Source organism: Odoribacter sp. (assembly GCF_985060555.1).
Window position 1 is genome coordinate 133,678 of the sequence record NZ_CFKYFN010000110.1, and the last position, 22,951, is coordinate 156,628.

Below are 22,951 nucleotides of genomic sequence, written 5' to 3' on the forward strand. Positions count from 1 at the left end.
CGGTTAAATAAATTCATTTTTTCGGGTGCGCCTGAGTAATCCTGCCAGGAGCAAGGAGAAAATAAATCCGGTGAATATTTTATTGAATGTTTCTGCAAAGGCAATTGTAGCAGGCGTTGTAAACGCTTTTAACATCGAGATCATATTTTCGGTGAAAGCCGAATCCGAATATACCTCTTTGAACGTCGTTTCTATCGAAGTCAGATAATTCTCCAGTAATTCCGGATGGTGACGATAGAGATAGAATACAAAGCATCCGTAGATGACCGAGGCTACAGCGATCAGATAGGTACAAGCGCCCAGTGCTTTCCCGTAAGACAGACAATTATCCGGCAATTCGTCCCGGTATTTACGAACTCCGATAAATGCTCCGACGATGGAGAGCAGCAGGATCACATTGTTCAATTGCGGATTGAGACTGACTCCCCGTCCTGAACGGTAGTAGGCATAAGCTACAGCAATAAAACTCAGTCCGACGAATAAACCGAACAGGGTATTTTGTGAAAAAAAATTCTTTTTCTTCGAAGGTGCCATGTATTTTTCTTTATCCTTACAATAAATCGGCTTGTTTACGCAGATAGATCTTTTCTCCTTCTGTCAGCGGACTGTCGGCCGACAGGTAGTTGAACCTGCAAAGATTTTTGAGCCGTACTCCGTATTGCTGTGAGATGCTGTACATAGTATCTCCGGCTTTTACACGGTGGAATTCGTATCCCCGTGCCGCTTTGCTCTTTTTCTTTTTCAGGAAGACCAATTGACCGGGGTCCAGGGTACTGCTGGATTTGTCGTTGTATTGTAATAATTTTTTAAGTTTGATTCCGTAATAACCGGCAATTTTTTCAAAAGAATCGCCCGGCATCGTTTCTATACAGATAATGCCATTGCGCATTTCTTCGCGGTTACGGTAGTTGGTATTACTCGGGTGGTCCTGGGTTGCTACACTTTGGGCAAATTCTTCTGCAGTGATCGTCGGCGGTGTACCCCGTCTTTTGATCGAGCGGTCGAATTTGTACAATTCTTCTTCTTCGATGATTTTAATCAGCATATTGGCATATTGCGGGTTGGTCGCATATCCGGCGGCTTTCAACCCCTTCGCCCAGGCTTTATAATCTGTAGTAGGAATACTGAATAAACCGGCATAACGGGGACGGCTAGTCAGAAAATCGCTGTGGTCGATCCACGATTGTTCGATATTTTTATATTTCCGGAAACATTCGTCCCGGGTATCGTCGTCCATGGTATATGTATCGCCGTTCCAGGTTTCGTGGCATTTGATCCCGAAATGGTTATTGGCATTGACGGCCAGTTCCGATTCGCCGCAACCGGATTCGAGAATACCTTGTGCAAGCGTGATACTGGCCGGAATTCCGGTCCGTTCCATTTCACGGATAGCTATATGTTTGTATTTGCGGATAAACTCTTTACGTTTGTCTGCCATAACATTAAAGCTGATGAGCAACAGACTAAACAATACCAATATTTTCATACTCTTTTTCATAACACTCACTCGTTGGCGTCAGGCATTTACCTGGCAAAAGATAAATGCTGATTTTTCAATTTCCGGTTTATAATTATTCTGTATCTTAGGGGGGTAAAAATAGTAAAAAATAGTGATGGATAAAAGAGAACTGAAAATAGATTATTTTGTGTGCCGGAATTCAGTGCCCGCAGGCTATGAGGAATTGTCCGAAAAAGCTCTGGCTGCTGCCGGCAAAGCTTATTGCATCTATTCCGATTTTGCTGTCGGAGCGGCTGTTTTGCTGGAAAACGGTACGATCGTTTTAGGCAATAATCAGGAAAATGTGGCTTATCCCAGTGGACTATGTGCAGAACGGACGGCTTTATTTTATGCTGGTGCTGCTTATCCGGATGTTCCGGTCAAGGCATTGGCTATTACAGCTTGTTTTAAAGGGCGTCCCAGAAAAGAGGTCGTTTCTCCTTGCGGGGCTTGCCGGCAGGTGATGGCGGAAGTAATCCGGCGTTACGGCCGGGATTTTGATGTACTGATGATAGGTGAAGAAGAAACGGTAGTGATAAAAGCCTCTTCCTTGTTGCCTTTTAGTTTTGAATATATAGGCTGATCCGCTAACCGGGGCCCGAAGTTTTTACACCGCCTCTACCTGAATTTTTCCTTTCGGGGTAGGAGTAAATACCAGGCGTTTGTGCAGAAGGGTTTGGTTGTTGAAATCGATCACCAAAGCCGGATCGATGGTTTTCCCATTTATCCGGATTTCAAAATGTACGTGGTCGGTGGTGGCCCGGCCTGTTTCGCCGGTAATAGAAACCGGAGTACCTGCTTTTACATGATCGCCCGAACGGACCAGGTGTTTGGAATTATGGGCGTATACCGTTTCCAGGCCGTTGTAATGACGCACGACGACTACGTTGCCATAACCCCGGCTCCAACCTGTCATTCTGACGATTCCGTCGAAAGCTGACAGAACGGTGTCCCGGCGATTGATTTTCAGGTCCATGCCGGTATGATTTCTTCCATTCCGTCGTCCATAAGGAGATAATACCCTTCCGCCGGGCAGGGGAAAAACAAAAGCACCCTCTTCCAGGTCGGCCAGGTCTAATACCAATTCGGGCTGGCGGACGAAAAATTGATCGTCTGCATAACCGACCATCGTTTTTTCGATCCGGTTAAAAGAATCCCGGACTTCTGGTTTCGGTTCGAAGAATTCGACGGGCTCCGCTTTATAAAAAGCATATTCGATCGGAGAAGTTGCTAAAAGACTGTCTGGGATAGTAAATACAGGAACAGGGGTATAAGTTAACTGAGTGGGAATTGTGGCTTGACGTGAACAAGAATAAAATCCTGCCAAACTCAAAATAACAGCAACCAGTGCTCTGTTGTGCAATCTCATACTGTATCTTTTTGGTGAATATTAAGTTAGAAATGACTGTTTTTACCATTAAAAAGACAAATTAGATCATTCCTGAAACGCAAAGATAATTGAAAAAGTTTCAAAACCTACTGATTGTCTATAGATTACAACTTTATTTAACATGTTAACGTTTTCTGTTAAAGCATTGTTTTCCTTGCTTTTACCTGTTTATTTTTAATGAATTGAAGTTATTTGTACTACCTTTGTGCCCACTTTTAAATTAGGAAAAACGGGTTCGGATTTTAATAAATCGACTATGGAATGGATAAATAGTATATTGATAGAGCACAGTGTCATACAAGCTGTTGTTGTGATTGCTATGATCTCGGCTTTAGGATTGGCTTTGGGAAAGATCAGCGTCTATGGAGTTTCGCTGGGGGTTACTTTTGTCTTTTTTGTTGGAATTGCGGCCGGACATTTCGGCTTATCGATAGATTCCCAAATGTTGAATTATGCCGAGAGTTTCGGATTGATTATTTTTGTTTATGCTTTGGGATTGCAGGTCGGACCTGGTTTTTTCGGTTCGTTCCGGAAGGGAGGTATGACATTGAATATGCTTGCATTTGCTGTGATCCTGGTGGGCACGGCAATGACTTTGGGCCTTCATGTGGTGACAGGCGTGTCGTTGCCCGATATGGTAGGTATATTGAGTGGTGCTGTGACCAATACCCCTGCTTTGGGGGCTGCACAGCAAACTTTGAAGCAGATGCATATCGATGCGGCTGATCCTGCTTTAGGGTGTGCGGTGACCTATCCTTTAGGAGTGGTCGGTGTCATTCTGGCGGTTATCGTATTGCGTAAGATGTTTCCTCGCCGGACGGCAGAAACCGTTGTGGCAGAAGATAAAAGCAAGCACACTTTTATTGCCGGTTTTGAAGTCCGCAATCCCGGAATTTTTGGGAAGAATGTAAAAGAAGTAGCTCACCTTGCGGCACATCGATTTGTTATTTCACGCTTATGGCGCGATGGGAAAGTGACGATCCCTACTTCCGATACGGTATTGCTCGAAGGAGACCGTTTGCTGGTGATTACCACCGAGGCTGAGGAAGAATCGTTGCGTATCCTTTTCGGTGAAGAGGAAAAGGTGGATTGGAATAAAAAGGATATCGACTGGAATGCCATCGATAGCCAGTTGGTTTCCCAGCGTATTGTCGTGAGCCGTTCGGAGATCAATGGAAAGAAATTGGGATCCTTACGTTTGCGTAATCATTATGGTATCAATATCACCCGTATATATCGGGCTGGGGTACAGTTGTTGGCAACTCCCGGGCTGGTACTGCAATTGGGAGATAAATTGACCGTTGTGGGCGAAGCTGCTGCTATCAGCAATGTGGAGAAAGTGTTGGGAAACCGTATTATTAGTCTTAAAGAACCGAATCTGATCGCCGTATTTGTGGGGATTGTGTTGGGTTTGGCTGTCGGGGCTATTCCCTTTTCTATCCCCGGAGTCAGTTTCCCTGTCCGTTTGGGAATAGCAGGCGGACCGATTATCGTCGGAATTCTGATGGGGGCGTTCGGACCGCGTTTACATATGATTACTTATACGACCCGGAGCGCCAATCTGATGCTCCGGGGATTGGGACTTTCCATTTACCTGGCTTGTCTGGGGTTAGATGCCGGGGTACATTTCTTTGAGACGGTGTTTCGTCCCGAAGGGCTGCTGTGGGTAGCTTTGGGATTTGCGATCACTTTTGTGCCCGTTGTCCTGGTGGCCGTTATAGCTTTGAAATTGATGAAAATAGATTTCGGTTCCCTGGCAGGGATGTTGTGTGGAAGTATGGCCAATCCGATGGCGTTGAATTATGTCAATGCGACCGTCGAGGGAGATAATCCGGCCGTATCTTATGCGACGGTATATCCGCTCTCCATGTTTATCCGTGTGATTTTTGCTCAATTGATCTTAATGTTGTTTTTGTAGATTGGTTCCGGGGTCGATTTTTTGATAATGCTGCCCCATCGCAAAGTGAAGTGCTCCCAAAAAGTTTTATGTCCGACTTTTTGGGGAGCACTTCATTTTTGGGGACTACTTCTTTTTCGGGACTTTGTTTCCGATAGGGAAACAGGTATTTTATTTCAGGTATTCCGTAACGAATGCACGCAATTTTTCAGCTCTGATGTTCTTGGCTAAAATGCGGTTGTTTTCGTCCAGTACGATAATCGACGGCACGGCATCGATGTTGTATTGTTTCACTACTTCGCACTTCCATCCTTTCAGCGAAGAGACATGCGTCCACGGCATACCGTCTTTCTTGATAGCCTGTACCCAGGGTACCTTACGTTCGTCCAGCGACACGCTGACAATAGCAAGACCTTTGTCCTTGAAGTCATTGTAGAGTTTCACCATGTTGGGATTTTCCATGCGGCACGGTCCGCACCAGGAAGCCCAGAAATCGATAATTTTCAGTTTCCCCTTCACGCTGTAGAGCGACACTTGTTTTCCTTCTGGAGTGGTCAGGGTAAAGTCGGGAGCGGTAGCGGCGATACCCACTTTCTCCAAGTCAGCGATACGTGCCTCCAATAGTTTCCCCGGAGCTGTTTCCTTTGCTTTCTCAGAAAGCAGGCTGTAAATCTGTTTCAGCGGTTCCAGTTCCATGATACGTTCCGAACCGGCGGTCTGCAGATAGGCTGCCAGCACATTGTCTGCATTCTTGCGGACGATGTTGTTCATCTTGTCAAAGGCAGCCTGCTGCACTTTGTTTGCTTTGGCCTTCAGCTCGTGGGATGTCTTGAAATGCTTTTGGGCAGCTGCTTCCGATGCTTTTTTATTCAAAGCCCGGCTTTCAGCATTGGCATCGGCTACAATTTTCTGATAATCATTGTAAATATCCTGGAGTTTTCCTCCACGGATATCGCCGGCTCCGTTACGGGTCAGTTTCGCGGTATATTCCATGCCCGGTTCGAGTATCATGACAAAACCGCCCTCATAACCGGCAATCTTCAACAAGGCGACTACCGGCTCCTGCAAATTGCCGGTCAGGGCAAACCGGTTGTTTTCAAACTTTGTCTGTGCCAAAGTATCCATGCCTTCCACTTGTTGGGTCAGCACAAGCAATTCCCCTTTGTCAAGCTCTATATTTCCTTGGATATGGAATGTCTGGGCTGCAAGAAAGGAAGTTGCCGCTAACAGGAAAATACATGTCAATAAATACTTCATGATTCAAATTGAATTAAATGGTTTGTTTTTAATAGGGATTATCTTTTAAATAATCCCAAATCGATGCTTAATGCCACCTGCCATGTATTCTTTAAAAGACTGTCCTTCTCCGGAATCAAATAGGCAAAGTCTGCTTTGATGTGGTGACAACCGACACCGCATCCCAACGTGCCGTAGCGTTGCAGTTTGTTGTCCTGTTCGCCGTAGTGATAACCGCCACGAATCGCTACAATCTGCAAAAGAGTGTATTCCACTCCGACACTTCCGCCCCAATTGGTATTGGGTAACACCTGGCAAGCCACATCCAAGGTTCCTTGCAGACGGTGTTTGTCTGTAAATACGTGGTCGATCATACCGCCGGCGGCAACCTTGGAAGCCTGGTCATATTTACCGTAGCCGTAATCGATCTTGGTGCCGAAATTGGATGCCTGCAAACCGACAGCCCACTGCGACTGTTCCCAATTTTCAAAATTGCGTCTATAATAAAGCCCCAGATCAAATGCAACGGCATTGGCAACATCGTCCTTATCAAGACCACTCATATCCGAACGGATAAAACGGGCTGTTGCTCCTACAGACAAATCATCTGTCAGTTTACGGGCATAACCTACGTCCACACTCCAATCTTTGGGAGTAAAAGTTCCGGCATCATTGCCTTCCTTGTCCCATATATTGGTCTCCGAATGGTTGAACCAACGGAATCCGGCGGTAATTCCCTGTTTCTCGTCCAGATTCCAATAACCGGCCACCCCATGTAAATTGCTCCCCTTGGACAATTCGCGCAACCAGGGAGTAAAGCTATAACCGATCTCGGCTTTTTGGGTGGAAAAAATACTCTTGGCTGCATTACGGTATATTGAGAAAGCATTGGCAGTTGCCGCCACTCCCGAGTTTCCCATACCTACTCCGCGAACATCGGGCGTAAGTTCAGGAAATTGTGCCGCCCCTGTGCTTTTTTGTCCAAAAACAGCGAGACTTCCAAATGCAAATATCGCTATCAGGCTATATTTTAATCTGTTCATATCCTTACAATTTTATAATGTTTTTGGTGATTGTTTTATTGTTGCAGTAGAGTTTCAAAGTATAGCTTCCTCCGTCCACCTTGCTTAAATCCAACTCTCCGGCTTTATGTAAAGAGGCTGTCACCTTGCGTTCCAGAACCAAATTACCGGAAGCATCGTACAGACAGGCTCTCATTTCACCGCTAAAGGTCATGCTGGCACGGATAGTCAGAATATCCACCACAGGATTCGGGTACAATTCAACCTCTTGAAGCAGTTCCGGCTGCAATTTAATGGAAAGCTCGGTTGTGCTTGAAAGCCCTCCCCGGTCTGTCACCGTCAATTTTACAATGTGGTCTCCGGCAATGCAATTCCTGTTGTTCACTGTCAACATGATGGTTCCGTCTTGTTTGGTGGCAGTGACACTCTTGCTGGGGTCTTCCAAAACATAGTCCAAATCGGTTCCGTCTTCCGTATCGCTAACTGTATAGACATATTGGGCTGTCGAACCATACGGTATGATTTGCACTCCTTCTATTGGCTTTTGTGCTGTAATTACCGGGAGGAAGTTTATAGGCTCATCGCTCAATGCCAGCAACGCATTCACACATCCTACACCTAACTTGCCCTTATATTCCGGATTATAGTCATCAATAGGCTTCACACCGCGCTTCAGGCGATATTCCACTTCGTATGGAGTCAACCCTTCGCGGGCAAACTTCGATACAATCAAGGCTGCCACTCCCGCAGCCACAGGTGTTGCCTGCGAAGTTCCCACCAATTCCAGGTAGTTATTGTTTCTGGCACAGCTCCACATCTGCCAGCCATATCCGTTTCCGCCTCCGGGTGCTGCAATATCGACCCACTCTGCATAATTGGAATAATCGCTTTTCTTAAAGGCAGGGTCGAGGGCTGCGACTGCGATAACATTATCCAGCGAAGCAGGATAGTGGCTCTCCGGCTCGACTCCGTCATTACCGGCAGAACCGAATACAATACCGCCCCGCATCGGTCCTGTCTGATTTCCGTTTTCGTCGATACCGGCATTCTTTACAAAATAATTGACAGCATCCTGCATGACTTCGGCAACCGAGCCTCCGGCGATAAACCAACTGTTCGTACAGATTACGGCTCCGTGGTCGGCTCCGTATTTGATGCTGGCAGCAGGATTGCCGTTATTGAACGGACAGCACATAAAACGTACTCCGTTGTCAGGGGTGTCACCGCCGGCAACGCCACAAATACCCACGCCGTTATTGTTCTTGGCTGCCAATATACCGGCAACATGGGTACCGTGATCATCCTCCGCAACTCCGGTAACAGGATTCGCTCCGATTCCATGCCAGTCACCTTGATAACCGTTCCCGTCGTTGTCTCCCCAAGGATTCTGGTTAAATTCTCCGGGATTCTTCCAAAGATTGTCCCGCAAATCTTCATGGTTAAGGTCAACCTTGGAGTCCACCACATTTACAATCACTTCCGGCTTTCCTTTTTCAATCTCCCAGGCATCCAGAATGCTGATGTCTGCACCTGCCAGCATCCCGTTGCTGCCGTCATTATAGAGATGCCATTGTCGGGGCAGATACGGGTCATTATAAGGTAACGATACCGACTCTGTCTTCCCTTTGTAAATAGGTTCTACAATGGAAACATTAGGCAGTTCTGACAGTGCCTTCATTGCCTCTGCCGTAGGGATATTCTCGTCGAAAGACACCTGATACCACAGATGAAGGCCTGCCTTCCGGGTACGTGCTTCGAACTTCCCGGCATGGGGGAATACCCGCTCCAGGCGGGTACCTCCCAATTGCCGGATAACGAAGTTCAACTGTCCGTTGTCCGTATCCACTCCGCTGCGGGTGGTCACAATCTGCAAATCCTCCGGCAGCTCTTTGAATTTGATGTTCACTTGCCCCTTTACCTGTCCGGCGGTATTCGCTACAACCGACCAGTCGTCTTTGGGAACTTCTGTGATTACGCCCTCTTGCTGGCATCCTGCCAACCCCAATAAAAGCAAGTATACTATCTTTTTCATTTTTGAATGCGATTAATAAAGGTGAAACACATATCCTTGATGGGACCGAATCCCTCGAAAATACGGGAGGTCTCGATATCTCCTGCCGTTGTCAAAGTCAGCTCGTGCAGTTCTCCTTTGTCTCCCTTGTCTACAGCAAGTGCCAGACAGCGTTGCATATAATTCCATTCTTCGGTAAGTTGGTGATCTTCCGTGATGCGGAATTGCATTTTTGTAATGGGACTTCCTGCATCATACAGTTCGTATGTTTCCAGACTTGCCACATTGAACAGATACACCTTGGAGTCTACGGTATAGAAAAACTGGTCAGGGAATGCGCTTGTCGTGGCAAACTGCGAATCCTTGTTAATCGGCAATTCCCCGATAGAGTCGCCTGTAATGGTCTGTTCAGTGCTAAGACGGTAAGTCCAATAGCTTTGGTCCTTGGTATCCTTGACAATAGCCATTGCAATTCCATCCTTATGCTCTTTGTCCTTGTTGTCCGTTCCCATCCATATCACTTCTTTGCCGGTCCAGTCGTTATATTCTTCGGGGAAAAGCGTAATTTCACCTCCTCCGCCCAAATTGAAATAAAGAAACTTGTCTCTTTCATCATCCCAGAAACACAGGTAGCTACTCTTTTGAGATTTTGCAATCAAATCAACTTGGTAGGTTTCATTCAGTTCTTGTGCTATTTCGGGAACCTGAAATTTACCTCTTCCGCTATTAAAAGTTGAGTAATAAAAACGTTTGTTTTCATCTACCAATATCACGGCACCGCCACTGCTGGGAGACCCATCCAATCCGTATGCCACTTTGGTATTATTCTCAGTGATAACTTCCGGCAAAATATCATTCTGCTTCTTTTCCACCTTCATTTCAAAAGGAAACAATGCCCAGACACTGTCAGGAGAAGCAATATAAAGCCACTCCGGAGCATTTCCGTTTCCGGTGATTACCGGTGCATATACCAACTCGGTAATATCTTTAAAACGTTTTTTATACCCCAATGCCGTATAAGCGTCCTCCGTGAAGAAATAATTCAACGAATCAGGGTCTTCCACGGCAGAAATGCGGGAGTCTTCTTTATCCCCGTTCAATACCAACCAACTGTTGATATACGGATAAACGATCTTAATATGCAACTCTTTGTACGAACTGACATTCGTCTGCTTGTCCGTCAGGGAGAACACGATATCGAAAGCAGAGGATTTCTTAGGTGGGAATGTCAGCCTTAAATCCCTGGTCGTGATGGTATCGGTCACTGTTTTTTTGTCTTTGCTGTAGCTGACCAGCCACAAGAACTCCAGGTTTTCTTCGTTGGTTGCCTGGCTCTGTGACAAATCAACGGTGTAATCTACATACATCGTATCCACAGGTGGCTGCTTGAACCGGTAATAGCCGTCCTCACTTTCAGGCAATATCTTATAAGTGACCTCGTTAATGTCCCTATATTTATAATTGCCTTTGTCCTCATAGCATCCGGTCAACCCTCCGATTAAGAGGGCTGCCAGCATGAATATTGATATTGTCTTTTTCATAATCCTATTATATTAAATTTACCAAGAAGCCGGAAAATCAAACGGTGTCGGATTTGCACCGGCATATTTCTTCATAAAGTCTTCGTATGTATTGGCGTATGCCTCGGTCAAGGTTGCATGTCTTGCAGGCCAGTCGCTTGGATTTCCCTCTTCAGAAGGAGCTCCCAAGAACCAACCGTTAACATTACCATAATTCATAGGCATCAAAGTAATCCATATAAACACCCGTTTCGCTTCCGAGTATTCTCCCAAATAAGGCAACTCATCCCAATAGGATGGTTTGGTATCAACCTCCGGGAAAGTGAATCCATAAGGAGCGTCCGGATGAGCACTGTTGTAGGCTGCCAGTTCATAGCGGAAAATGGGGTTCCAATCTGTCCAGTTTGCCCATGGCCAATATGTTGCACCATACATCGGCATTATCTGCTGCATGAATGCCTCTTTTTCCGGAGAATAGTCGCCTAAATAATAGCTCTTTTCAGCCCACCATCCCGGAGCGGAAACCGGCAATTCAAGCTGGCTGTCCGGATGTTCTTCGTTGTATGCGTTAATAGCATCGCGGATGGCACCCATGACATTATCCATGCTCATATTCTGGTTCACCAAAGGATTGATGTTGCATTCGCCGTAATACATCTGCTCTGTCAATACGGCAACAACCGCAATGTCCCGTTTGATATCCGAATATTCTCCCAGATAAGATTCTCGGAAATCCCACCATTCCGGACGTCCTTCTATCGGAAAATCAAAGGCAAGCGGAGCTTCCGGATGTTCTGCATTGTATTGTTCCAACAACACCCGCAGCACCGGATTGGCATAATCCCAGGTGCCGTCTTTGATTTGATAATCACTGCGCGGGAAAAGTTCGCGGACAATGAATCCCTGTTTCTCGGGCGAGAAAGCTCCCAACAGGGACTCACGCCACCAGGACGACTGCACGGTAACAACCGGGAAAGAGAATTCGGAGATACCCTGTTCCGCAACTGCATCCCTGAACACCAGATTCCAGTATTCCAATTTACTGTTGTTTGCCAAGGTCTCACCCTCTTCACTCAGCAGATTCTTGATAAACTCATGCTTTTCTTCCGAAAATTCACCCAGGAATTTCAGCTGTTTGTCCCACCATACCAATTTTGTCGTTACCGGAAATTTGAATTTCTTCCGGTCTTCCGGTGCTGCATTGGCATTGAATTCATCCAGAGCTTCGCGCAACTCCAGATTGTATTTGTCCGTCTCGTTCCACATGTGGTTGTTTTCCTTGCTGAATGCCTGTTTGGAAACCGTTACCATAAAAGCATACTTTTCTTCGTCAAATTCTCCGAGCCACTCCTGACGTTCGTCCCAACCTTCCGGTTGTTCATACACATCCTTGATATCCAGGCGCAATATGGATTTTTCCACAACACCCTTGTCAAAGAACGCCCCCTTCCCTTCCGTATCGACCGTAATTCCGACCGTATAGGTCCCTCTTGTCTTGGGACGCAACACGGTTATCTTGATGGTATCTTTCAATTGATTGGGAGCCAGGCTATAATACGGCTCAAACACAACCTCGGCAACCTTGCTGGAATCCTGGTCTTCCACCAAAACGGTTTTCAATTTATACTCTCTTTCATCGGGAGTCGGGAACCCCTGCAAATCCAGCACAACCCGTTCAAAGGTATATGCTGCCAGCGAATCCCCGTAATAGAATGTTTTCGGCTCGCCGTTTATTTCCTCTTCATAGGTGGCAGTGGCAAAATTGAACACTTTGGTCATATCTTCACTGCTGTTGGCAGAAAACTGCAAACCGTCTTTTTCCTGCGTATATTGGACCACGCCTTCTTCCTGACAGGAAAACAGACCCAGCAGAAAAATCGAATAAATATATTTTCTCATAGTACTTGCATTTTAATGGTTAACCGTTATTTCCCGTTTCCATAGGCAATTTCATCATCCGGAGTCGGCAGTACGTAATAGTCCATCTTCTCAACCGGACAACGCCAGAAGGTTTTATAGTTGTGCCGTTTCAGGAAATAGAAATACTGTCCTTCTGCAAAAAAATCCTTTTGGTACTCTTTGTTCAGAGCCTCCTTGCGTGCAGCCTCATCATATGAATCGTTTGCTTCGATGTTATTGTTGCGGGAGATTCCCCTTGCATTCCTCACCTTATTGATATAGGTGACGCTCTCTTTCAGAGAAACGGATTCCGCCAGGATGTAATACATTTCAGAGAGGCGGATCAACGGTATTTTCTCGCTGTAGTTCTTGTCTTTGCTCAGATATTTGCGGCACATCAACCCGTTGTTGCCGTGGATAAACCCGTAGCTGTTCCGGTAGCGTATATCGTTCAAGCCGATGGTGGTGCGCTCAAATACAGTGTTTGCATTATCGTACGAGATATACAGTTCATTACTGTAAGTGTTGATGCTTTTCCAGTCATCTTTCAATTTGTTCGCCATATCATCCATGCCCAGGCAGAAAATAGTCTCATCATACAGGGAGGCATCCTGGATATTGCTTATCACGAGCTCCAGTCCACACTGCTCTATCACCTCCTTGGCTTTCAGCGCAGCGTTTTCCTTGTCGCCAATCCAGAGATACACTCTTGCCATCAACGCCTTGACTGCCATTTTGTTCATTCTGTGCTTGCGCAATCCCAGGAACGGGTTATTCAAATCATTTTTATAATTCAACGGGTCGTCTTTCAACAACTCCTCGGCTTGCGTCAGGTCTTCCAGAATGTGCTGTGCAATGACACCGGCAGACTCCAGGGATTTCTGGTCGGCATTGAATTCCGTACGCCAGGGCAGGCATTTCATCTCCGGGTCTTCACTATATACAGGACCGTACAGGCGAAGCAGGTCAAAATAATGGAATGCACGCAAACCCAATGCTTCACCTTTCATCAGATTCCAATAGCCGTCCGTAAGCACAACATCTTTTCCTTCGTGCTCCAGGCGGTAAAGCAGATTATTGAGGTTGGCAATGGTTCCAAACTGGTTTACCCAAACGGAGTTGACATCCTCTTTGGCATTCGCATTATTCTTGTAATCATAGATTTCCGCACGCGTTTTGTCAGACGGAGCAACCGATATGTCGTAGTTGTCGTAACGCTGGGCAAGTCGTTCTATATAATCATACGACAGTCTCTTCCCGTAATTGTCGAGCAAGGTCATGCGGGAATATACACCTATCAGGGCAACCTTGAAACCGTTTTCCGATTTGAACAGCTTGTCGGCTTCTATTTCATCTTTCGGGCTGACATTCACCCAATCTGCACAGGCGGAAAAGAGCATTGTCATTATAACCCAAGCACTTAAAATTCGTATTCTAAACATGACATTTCTTTTTAATTGAATAATACAGATAAAGACAGGTTAAAGCTCCGCGCAAAAGGATAATCCAGACCTCTTTCCTGTTTTACGGAAGAGATTCGCCCGATATCCTGCATGGAAGCATTCAGCGACAAACTTGCAATCTTGCATGCTTCCAGGAATTTGAACTGCTTGGGCTCAAAACGGTAGCCGATGGATACGGAATTGAATACAAATTCATTTAATTTCTGCAAGAAACGGGTACTTACCGGTGTCTGCTGATTAAAGAAAGAGATTCCTTTGTATTTTGCATAGCGGTTTGTCGGACTCCAGCGGTCGGAACCCGCAGCACGGCGGTCTACGTTTTGCGAGATGTCTATGTTCTCGATTTTATCTACCAGGGTCTGGTTGTAGCGGTCTGCCCCGAACTGATAGGAGAAACCCAAATTGACAGAAAGGTTCTTCCATATAAGCGAAGAGTTGACTGCTCCGCGCACTTTGGGTTCCGTGTCGCCTACCGGCACTTTGTCGGCAGCATCCCAGACAAAGGTCTTTTCGCCGTTCAATTTCTGGAACAGTTCCTGACCGGTTGCCGGGTCGATACCCAAAGAACGTACGGATTTGATGACAGTCGTAGATTCACCCTCTTCGTATATAGGCAATATCTCGTTTCTATTTTCCTGGTTCTTACGGTTCATTTCTTTCAGCTCATTGGACAGCTTTTTAATGACATTCCGGTTGTGGGTGGCATTTACGCTGAGACTCCACTGGAACTGGTTTTCGTAGTTGTTGATGAGCAAACCATTCAATGAAACGTCTACACCCTCATTCAATACAGCTCCCACATTACGGGTCAGCGTGCTGAAACCGGTAGAAGGCTGGATGTTTGTTCCCAGCAACATCTCATCGGTGTAATTGTGGTAATATGAAACAGTTGCATTCAAGCGGCTGTTCCACAAACCGAATTCCAAAGAGACACTTTTCTGCATGGTTTTCGACCATCCCAAATCCGGATTTCCGATTGCCATCAACTGTGCTCCCAGGACATCTCCCGAAGGATAGGGGAACATCAAATCTCCAAACGAATAGGTCTCCTTGGCTTGATAAGGCGAATAACTTTGAGAACCGGTTGTTCCGACACTTCCAAAAAGCGTCAGATTGGAAATGATGCTTCCCTCCAGCCACTTCTCGCGCTCCATGTTCCAACGCAGCCCCACCGACCAGAAGGGTGCCATTTTGGTATCGGCACCGAATTGTGAAGAAAGGTCGCCGCGGATATTGAAGTCTACGGAAAAACGCTGGTCATACATATAGTTCAACGAACCGGTCATACCCACGCTGCGTTGGGTGGATTCCTCTCCGTTCACCCGCTGGTCCATTTCGAAGGCAAACAGGAAATCGTCCATGTTGTCATCCGGGAATCCCTTTGCAGAAAGGTTGATACCGTCGCTTTTCGATGAAGAGACATCCCAGCGGAGCAAGGCGAACATTCCGTGTTTGCCTTTTACCAGGTTGTAGTTCAAGGCAGCGTTGGCATTCCAGCTTACAGACTCTCCGGTACTTTTTGTATAGGAACCGCGCTGGGTCAGGTCTTCTTCAGGAGCAAAATCAGTGTGGTGCGACGATTTGAACTGCTCCGAACGGGCCGTGCTCTTTGTCAAAGACACCTGTCCGTTGACACGGAGATTGTCCATAATGGCATATTCGATAGAGAAGTTGTCTACAATACTGAAATTGTTTGACAGGTCTTTATTGGGAAACTGTACATTATATAATGGATTGGTAACCGTCTTCGGGTTGTTTGCCGATGACATGGGCTTGATTTCTATTACCTGCTGGTAACGGCCGTTTTCATCTGTCAGACGGTAATAGGGATTCAGTTTCGTATATTCCGAGAATGAACCGTAAGGCGAATTATGCGATTTGGTATTTGTCATGCTCAATGAGTTGCTGATATTCCATTTCTTGCGGCGGTATTGCAAGGAAAGGGTCAGACCTACGTTGTTACGGTCCGAGCCTTTCATGACTCCGAATTCATCCCCGTAATTCAGGCTCAGGCTATAACGGATTGCCTCGTCTCCGCCCTCCATGTTCAGGGTGTGGCGATGGGTGAGTGCCGTACGCAACGGTTGCGACAGCCAATAGGTGTTTACTCCGCGCAATATTTCCTGTTTGTATTTGTTGTAATAGTTCAACATGTCTACGCTCTCAAACAATCCGGCAGATCTCTCGTATTCCAATTTTTCGGAGGCATTCATCAGGTTGTAGTCGGACAGGTCCGGAACAGAAATTCCCACATTGCCGCTGTAACTCAACGTCAATGCACCCGGTTTCGGTTTCTTGGTTTCAAAAACCAACACTCCGTTAGAGGCTCTCGAACCGTAAAGGGCAGTACCGGCAGCATCTTTCAGAATGGTAATAGATTCTACGCGCTCCGGGTCCAGGTCGATAATGCGCTGCAAGGTCGTCTCAAAACCGTCCAGAATGAACAACGGCATGTTAGGACGGTTGGAATAGTCTCCCATCAACATCTGGAAATCTGCACTGGAACCGGTAGCTCCCTGGCCCAACTGGACGTCTCCGCGCAGACGGAATTCAGGCAATGCGTTAGGGTCGGAACCTGCCGTATTGTTTTCCACGATGCGGAAACTCGGGTCGAAAAGCTGGAGCGCCTGCAATAGGTTGTTCGGATTCAATTTCTTCAACTGATCGCCTTTGACAGTGACATAGCGGCCGGTAAAACCGGACACTTTACGGGGCGCCATACCTGTTACCACAACATCTTCCATTTCAATAGACATGGCTGTCAGTTTTACCACGACATCTGCCATATCTCCTTTACCGGCAATGTTGACTTCTTCTTCTTGATACCCGACAAAACTAATAACCAGTGCTGTAGCGCTACCTTCCATAATTTCCAGGTGGAAACGACCGTCCATGTTGGTCACAGCCCCCACACCTCTCTGTTCCTTCAGTACAATACTGGCTCCAAGCAGCGGCTCGCCTGTTTTGGCATCTTTTACCACACCGCTGATTTTTTGTACGTCATGGGCAGGTAGCTCTTTCCGGGGGCGTAATACAACGGTACGGTTAGGCTGGTATTCCACATCTACGGCATATCCTGCCAACACCTGTCCGATAGCATCCCGCAACTCCTTGTCGGTGATATTTATATTGATTTTTTTAGAAAAATCAAATGACGCATGATTATAGAAAAAGCGGATATCAGCAATGTTGCCGATTTTATTTAGGGCTTGTTCTATTGTTTCATTAACTATCTGTACTGAAATTTTCTTTTTTTGATATTCTTCCTCTGCAGCTTTTAGTCCACCGGAAAAAATCAGCATAAATAAAGCAAACACCAGGAACCGATGGCCTAGAAATTCCTGTAACATTTTCTTCTTTTGCATAAATTTGTAATTTTAGTTAGTAAATATATTGTCGTCAGCTGTAGTAAATTCCTTGTGTAGGATATTTCGCAGATACTGTTACATATTACTTTTGCATTTCAGTCAACTCCTTCTTAAATTTCTTGTTCTTATTGTATTTTTTGAAGTAATCTTTACTAAGTGTTTTGATTACGTCGAAGTCTTGCTGTTTTGATATGGCGTTGTACAAAAACAGATAAAGCACAGCGTCTCTCACATCGCCTTCGTACACTTTTGACAGTTTCTCATACATCTCTTCCATGTTTCCGGCAGGCTTGTACTCTTTGCCGGCTTTCCGGGCCTCGCATTTTTCACGGTATTCCAGATAATCGATCAACCAACCGATGTAGGCGTAGCTTTTCAATGAAGCCTTGTCGCTTTTCACCTGATAGCCGTCCAGAGCCTCCCAATAGCCTTTCGGAGTGCATTCCTGAAGCGGTTTTTTGTTTACATCGGATACGATGAACGGATATTTCACCAGGTTGTCCAGGTACATGCCCTCCAGTTCCGCATGGATATAGTTGAATGCGAACGGGTCCACCTTGTCGCGGATGCCTTCCAGAATCTCCTGTTCCTTCTTCCAGTTCCGCAGGCAGGCATCATAATAGGTCTGTACCGGCACCTGTGTCACCACGGCTGCCAACGGGTTGGTCTTGTAGTGGTCGTTGATGCGCACCATGCGTCCGTCACGGATGGCGCTGTTCAGGGTGACGGCAGCCGGGGTACCCTTGAACTCAACGTGCTTGTAGTTTTTTCCCTGGAATTGGATGGCCATTTCAATCTCGTCTCCGGGACATACAATCATCCAGAGCCAGGCGTTTACCTTCATCAGGCCCGGCTCTTTCAGTTCCACCTCGAACTCCATCAGTTGGTTGTCCTTGAACGGGAACTGCTGGTTGTTCGCTGTGTTGTCTATAAACTCAAAATCGATCACCTTGCCGGTATATCCGACAGCGGTTGCCTTGATTTTCGCTGTTTTCTGGGCTTGTACGCCTGCACAGAACAGGCATACAAGCATACAAACCAATATTTTCTTCATCTTCGGATTATTTCTTTTTGTCGTTTTTCAATAGGGTCTTGATGGTATTGATCAGCTCTTCTCCGCGCAGGTTCAGGGCTTCGATTCTTCCTTCCGGGTTGATCAGTACGGTGTAGGGGATAGCCGAAAGGTTGTATTTGCGTGCCACCGGTCCGTACCATACCTGGAAGTCGCAAGCCTGCGGCCAGGTCATCTTCAGGTCTTTCACAGCCTTTTTCCAGGGTTCCGGTTTCTGGTCCAGAGAGATACCGATGATTTCAAAGTTCTTGCCCTTGCATTCCTTGTAGAGCTTCACTACATTCGGCATTTCATTGCGGCATGGTCCGCACCAGGATGCCCAGAAGTCGAGCAGGATGTATTTGCCTGCAAAGTTCTTCAGTTCGATGTCCTCGCCGTCCATTCCCTTGATGGAGAATTCCGGAGCCTCTACGCCCACCTTGAACTCCTTGTTGGCGATGATTTCATCCAGCTCCTTGGTGTACGGGTGGTTGTTGAGCTTTTCGTTCAACTGTCCGCGCAATTCTTTCAGTTCGTCCAATGACAGTTCGTTGGTCATCTCGAACAGCATGATGAACGGTGCGAAAGCCTGGTCGTTATAGAAGCGTGCCATGTATTTCTCCATGTTCAGTTTCTTGGTGTTCTGTTCCCAGGTGCGGTATTTGAACAGGCTGTCCTCCACTGCAAAACTTCCGCGTCCGTAGCGCATGTAGTGGGTGTTGGAAGCCAGCAGCATGCTGTCGATCCAGTATCTTGTCTGCAACTGGTGGAGCGACCACAGGTTGTTGTTGATGGTACCTTTGGTTACTGAACCCAGGAAATAGTCGGCACGCATGGTCATGTTCATCTGACCTGCCTCCAAAAAGACGGGTGCCAACTGACCGTCGTGGCTTTGGATGAAATAAATCACGGAGTATTCGGGTACAGTATCTCCTTTGAACCGGAACCGTCCCTCTTTCACTTCGCAGCTGTCCACTTTGGTTTGTGGTCCGTGCATGCCGTCTTCTTTTACAAGATATACCTTGCCGGTGTATTTGCCGGTGATGAAGCCGTTGATTTCATAGCCTTTGACGGGCTGCGTTTCTTTGTTTTCAGACTGTCCGGCCAGGAATCCGGATAGTAACAGGCACAAGTTTAGGGTGATCCATTTTTTCATACTTGATGATTTAGATTAATGATGATGAATTTATTGTTTAATATATTGTTACGAACTTACCGTTGCAGTTGCATTTTACGTTGGATACCTCTTCCAGACGCCGGAGGAAAACCTCCAGTTTCTCTTCTTTGTTGACTACTCCCGTATAGATGATGTCGCTGGCACCACTGCTCAGCACAATGTTGACTCCATACCAGTTTTTCAGCGTATTTGCCACCTCCTGCAGCCTTGCTTTTTTGAATATGTAATACCCCCTGGTCCAGGAAACAATCTCTGCAGGATCTACCGTTCGGACACTGGTCCCTCCAAAAGTCTTGTCACATTTTAATTGTTTGCCGGGAGTAAGCGTGTACTCCTTATCGTTGATTTGTGCGGCAATCTTTCCCTCGAGTAGAGTCACCTTCGTCTCGTTTTCATCGGCATATGCCCTGATATTGAAGGAGGTTCCCAATACTTTGACGGTTATGCCGTCAACAACTACATAAAAGGGACGTTCGGCATCCTTGGCCACTTCCAGATATATCTCTCCGGATGCGTATACTGTACGCGAATCGGCTGCAAATTTTGCCGGGTATTTCAGTGTGGAGCCTGCATTTATCCATACTTTGGTCCCGTCGCTCATGGTAAATCTGAAGTCACACTTAAGCGGCACTTCCAGTGTGTTGTAGTTGTCTGCCGTTATGGAATCCTCTTTTTGTGAAAGCAACGAATCACCCAACATGATTTTTTGCCCTTTTTCTGTCTCTTTGAAATAAAGGTTGTTTCCCCAGACGTTTATCCGTGTGCCGTCTCCCAATGTCAACACCGGCTTGTTGGCAGGCATGTCCGAAAGCTGCTGCTCTGTTTCTGTAACTTGCAGATTTTGCGTTGCCTGTTCCTGTATTCGGGTCAGGGCCCAAAATCCGAAGCAAATGGCAATGACGGCTGCGCCGGATAAGAACCGGTAATATATGCGGCGGTTTGAACGTTGTTTTCTTGCTTTCAGAAAATTGTTGAATGCTTGTTCTGCATCACTGTTTTTGTAGTTGTAAATTTTTTTCCGTATGGTATTGTCAGAGCAGATTTTGTTGAACAAAGCCTTGTTTTGTTCATTTTGTGCAAGCCACGAATCTATCACATGCTGACTCCCGGCATCCGCTTCTTCGCTGAGAATATCACTGATCTTGTCAGATATGGAGAGTGTTTCTTTTATTTTATCCTGTCCTTCTGTAAGCATATCTTTTGTTTGTGTTATGTCCCAATAAAATATCATCGATATTATTTAATACGCGCAACTAAGAAAAAAGGGGGGGGAGACTGAAAAATTATAGATAATGTAGTATCTTTGTTTTATTGATTTATGAATTTTATGCGCATTCAGAACGAAGAACTCCTTCTACATTACTTGGCGCGAAAGGACAACCGGGCATTCCGTCATTTATATGGTGTCTATTTCGTAGCCTTGAAATCCATTGCTATCCGGTATGTAAAAGATGATCAGACAGCCTGTGATCTGGTGCAGGAAGTGTTTATTTCGTTATTGGAATCTACCCACCGCTTTATCAGTGGAGATGAGGTTAAATATTTCCTTTACAGTGCCTTGAAAAACAGGTGTGTCAGTTATTTTAGAAAGCAGCAGGTGCGCGACCGGTATCAGCGTGAATTGTTGGATACGGCATCTGAAATGGATAGTTTTTGGGAAAAAGTGTTAGAGGAAGATGTCTATGCCAATCTGATGGCGGCGATTGAACAGCTTCCGCCCCAGTGTCGTCTCGTAATGCAGCTTACATTGGAAGGGTTGAAGATTTCGGAAATTGCCAGCCGTTTGCGGATTTCTGAAGATACGGTCAAGGAGCATAAAAAAAACGGCAAGCAAAAACTTGCCCGTATGGTTGAAAATCCTTTCCTGATATCTTTGATTTTTCCATGATATGAGTTGTTGCTGCTCCTGCTTCCCTTTTGGTTTGAAAGCAGGCTCGTCTGTAACTCCTCCGTAGCTCGTGGCTTTGTGGTCGGATGAGTACCCCCCCTTTTGTCGGGTGGCGCGTATTATAGACATATGGTTGGTATTTTAATATCGTATATTATGAAAATTGTTTCGCTTTTGTTTTTATTATTCGTTTCTCTGACGCTGGGTGCACAGGATATAACGGGTAAGTGGTATGGGTATCCCGATTTGAAGAATATGCGCTTGCGTCTGGAGTATCATGTCGAAAAGGCCGGTGGTGGCTATCAGGTTACGTTGAAGATTCCGGATTTGTCGGAAAAGACCTATCGGGCGGATGCGGTAGAATTGGCGGATCATGTTTTGACGGTGAATATTGCGGATGCGCAGACTCGCAGTATTCTCAGGCTTCAGGCCGACGGTTCGCTGAAGGGAACTTTTTTGTGGGAAGGATATGATTTCGAGCTTCTTCTTACCCGCACGCCGGTGGTGTTCAAGCGTCCGCAGACTCCGAAAGAGCCTTTTTCTTATCATTCGGAAGAGGTGACTTTTCAGAATGCGGATGATGGAGTCACCTTGGCGGGAACATTGACCTGGCCAGCCAGTGGAGCCAGGTGCAAGGCCGTGGTGTTGGTTTCCGGCAGTGGCGGTCAGGATCGCAATAACACTTTTTCAGAGCACAAAACTTTTTTCGTTCTGGCGGATTATCTGGCCCGTCACGGGATAGCTACCTTGCGTGTGGATGACCGTGGTGTCGGAAAGTCCGGCGGCAATTTGAAGGAAAGCGGTTTACCGGATGCAGATGCGGATGCTGTGGCTGCGGTTAATTACCTGAAACAGCGTCCGGAAATCAATGCCGATAGTGTTGGAGTCATCGGGCATAGCGAAGGCGCTTTCGTGGCATTCAGTATGGCTGCCCGGAAAGAGGTGCCTTTTATCATCACTTTGGCGGGCGGAGGCGTAAGCGGCAGCGAACTGTTGCTGATGCAGCGGGCTGCCTTGTTGAGGGCATCCGGTGTAAAAGAGGATTTTATTGAAAAATACAACAACTATATGCGTCAGGCGCAGGATATTGTTTTGCAATCGGGAGATGCTGCCACTTGTGAACGGAAGCTAACCGAACTTTTCAATGGTACTCCTTTGGCCGGTCAGGCAGCCGCAACGACGCAGCAGTTGTATAATGTAGCCAAGATCGAGTTGTTGAAATACAATCCCGAGTGGGATTTCCCGGAAATTACATGCCCGGTGTTGGCACTCAATGGAGACAAGGATTGTCAGGTGCCGGTGGAAAATCTGGAGTTTATCAGGAAAGGGATTTCAGAGAATGGTAACACTCAGGTGAAGACCATTGTTTTCCCAGGCTTGAACCATATGTTCCAGCCTGCCGTTACCGGTTCTCCCGTAGAGTATTCCGATATTGAAGAGACCATTGCTCCGGCAGTGCTGCAGGAGATTGTCAACTGGTTGAATCAACTGAAATAATATAAGTCGGGGGAATAGTTTGAATGGTGTTAAG

General features: G+C 46.3%; 17 protein-coding genes. 4 read left to right on the forward strand and 13 right to left on the reverse strand.

Features of this window, described 5'->3' with window-relative positions; translation table 11 throughout:
* Positions 1 to 3: 3 nt before the first annotated feature.
* Together AC5RDS_RS15700 and AC5RDS_RS15705 are read right to left on the reverse strand one after the other, a co-directional pair.
* A complete protein-coding gene (locus AC5RDS_RS15700) occupies positions 4 to 534 on the reverse strand; it encodes a DUF4199 domain-containing protein (protein ID WP_013611988.1) in 531 nt (176 codons plus the stop codon).
* 16 nt (positions 535 to 550) lie between these two features.
* Positions 551 to 1,486: a glucosaminidase domain-containing protein gene (locus AC5RDS_RS15705; protein WP_240143742.1), complete on the reverse strand. Its 936-nt coding sequence runs from the start codon at positions 1,484 to 1,486 to the stop codon at positions 551 to 553.
* Positions 1,487 to 1,613: 127 nt separating this feature from the next.
* On the opposite strand from AC5RDS_RS15705, the gene AC5RDS_RS15710 reads away from it, so the two are divergent.
* Positions 1,614 to 2,081, forward strand: coding sequence for a cytidine deaminase (locus tag AC5RDS_RS15710; protein WP_494222404.1), 468 nt, complete (start codon positions 1,614 to 1,616; stop codon positions 2,079 to 2,081).
* Positions 2,082 to 2,105: 24 nt separating this feature from the next.
* Here AC5RDS_RS15710 and AC5RDS_RS15715 read toward each other — a convergent pair whose 3' ends face one another.
* Entirely contained in the window at positions 2,106 to 2,867 is a 762-nt protein-coding gene (locus AC5RDS_RS15715; protein WP_013611985.1) for a M23 family metallopeptidase, read from the reverse strand.
* A 277-nt stretch (positions 2,868 to 3,144) separates the two neighbouring features.
* Between AC5RDS_RS15715 and AC5RDS_RS15720 the strand changes: the two genes are divergently transcribed.
* Positions 3,145 to 4,806, forward strand: coding sequence for a putative transporter (locus AC5RDS_RS15720; protein ID WP_013611984.1), 1,662 nt, complete (start codon positions 3,145 to 3,147; stop codon positions 4,804 to 4,806).
* A 150-nt stretch (positions 4,807 to 4,956) separates the two neighbouring features.
* On the opposite strand, the gene AC5RDS_RS15725 is transcribed toward AC5RDS_RS15720, so the two are convergent.
* The 10 genes from AC5RDS_RS15725 to AC5RDS_RS15770 all read right to left on the reverse strand — a co-directional run bounded on the left by AC5RDS_RS15725 (position 4,957) and on the right by AC5RDS_RS15770 (position 20,727).
* Positions 4,957 to 6,042, reverse strand: a complete 1,086-nt coding sequence (locus AC5RDS_RS15725; protein ID WP_013611983.1) for a TlpA disulfide reductase family protein — start codon at positions 6,040 to 6,042, stop codon at positions 4,957 to 4,959.
* Between the two features lie 38 nt (positions 6,043 to 6,080).
* Positions 6,081 to 7,064 (reverse strand): PorV/PorQ family protein, encoded by a 984-nt coding sequence (locus AC5RDS_RS15730; protein WP_013611982.1) that lies wholly within the window; start codon positions 7,062 to 7,064, stop codon positions 6,081 to 6,083.
* A gap of 4 nt (positions 7,065 to 7,068) precedes the next feature.
* The gene (locus tag AC5RDS_RS15735; protein ID WP_118104234.1) at positions 7,069 to 9,075 is read right to left on the reverse strand and encodes a S8 family serine peptidase; all 2,007 of its coding nucleotides are present in this window, start codon (positions 9,073 to 9,075) and stop codon (positions 7,069 to 7,071) included.
* Positions 9,072 to 10,595 carry a PKD-like family lipoprotein gene (locus AC5RDS_RS15740; protein WP_118108334.1) on the reverse strand — a complete coding sequence of 508 codons (1,524 nt, stop codon included), beginning with the start codon at positions 10,593 to 10,595 and terminating at the stop codon, positions 9,072 to 9,074. Before AC5RDS_RS15740 ends, AC5RDS_RS15735 begins: the two co-directional genes overlap by 4 nt.
* Positions 10,596 to 10,613: 18 nt before the next feature.
* The gene (locus AC5RDS_RS15745; protein ID WP_175315663.1) at positions 10,614 to 12,473 is read right to left on the reverse strand and encodes a DUF4843 domain-containing protein; all 1,860 of its coding nucleotides are present in this window, start codon (positions 12,471 to 12,473) and stop codon (positions 10,614 to 10,616) included.
* Between the two features lie 26 nt (positions 12,474 to 12,499).
* Entirely contained in the window at positions 12,500 to 13,915 is a 1,416-nt protein-coding gene (locus AC5RDS_RS15750; RefSeq protein ID WP_118104240.1) for a RagB/SusD family nutrient uptake outer membrane protein, read from the reverse strand.
* Between the two features lie 11 nt (positions 13,916 to 13,926).
* On the reverse strand, positions 13,927 to 17,301 hold the full coding sequence (locus AC5RDS_RS15755) for a SusC/RagA family TonB-linked outer membrane protein (RefSeq protein WP_046404050.1): 3,375 nt from the start codon (positions 17,299 to 17,301) through the stop codon (positions 13,927 to 13,929).
* An 85-nt stretch (positions 17,302 to 17,386) separates the two neighbouring features.
* On the reverse strand, positions 17,387 to 18,358 hold the full coding sequence (locus AC5RDS_RS15760) for a hypothetical protein (protein WP_013611976.1): 972 nt from the start codon (positions 18,356 to 18,358) through the stop codon (positions 17,387 to 17,389).
* A gap of 7 nt (positions 18,359 to 18,365) precedes the next feature.
* The gene (locus AC5RDS_RS15765; RefSeq protein WP_118104244.1) at positions 18,366 to 19,511 is read right to left on the reverse strand and encodes a TlpA disulfide reductase family protein; all 1,146 of its coding nucleotides are present in this window, start codon (positions 19,509 to 19,511) and stop codon (positions 18,366 to 18,368) included.
* 37 nt (positions 19,512 to 19,548) lie between these two features.
* The gene (locus AC5RDS_RS15770; RefSeq protein ID WP_013611974.1) at positions 19,549 to 20,727 is read right to left on the reverse strand and encodes a FecR family protein; all 1,179 of its coding nucleotides are present in this window, start codon (positions 20,725 to 20,727) and stop codon (positions 19,549 to 19,551) included.
* Positions 20,728 to 20,859: 132 nt separating this feature from the next.
* Between AC5RDS_RS15770 and AC5RDS_RS15775 the strand changes: the two genes are divergently transcribed.
* Positions 20,860 to 21,420 carry an RNA polymerase sigma-70 factor gene (locus AC5RDS_RS15775; RefSeq protein ID WP_254887689.1) on the forward strand — a complete coding sequence of 187 codons (561 nt, stop codon included), beginning with the start codon at positions 20,860 to 20,862 and terminating at the stop codon, positions 21,418 to 21,420.
* Between the two features lie 156 nt (positions 21,421 to 21,576).
* On the forward strand, positions 21,577 to 22,917 hold the full coding sequence (locus tag AC5RDS_RS15780) for an alpha/beta hydrolase family protein (RefSeq protein ID WP_013611972.1): 1,341 nt from the start codon (positions 21,577 to 21,579) through the stop codon (positions 22,915 to 22,917).
* Positions 22,918 to 22,951 lie beyond the last annotated feature (34 nt).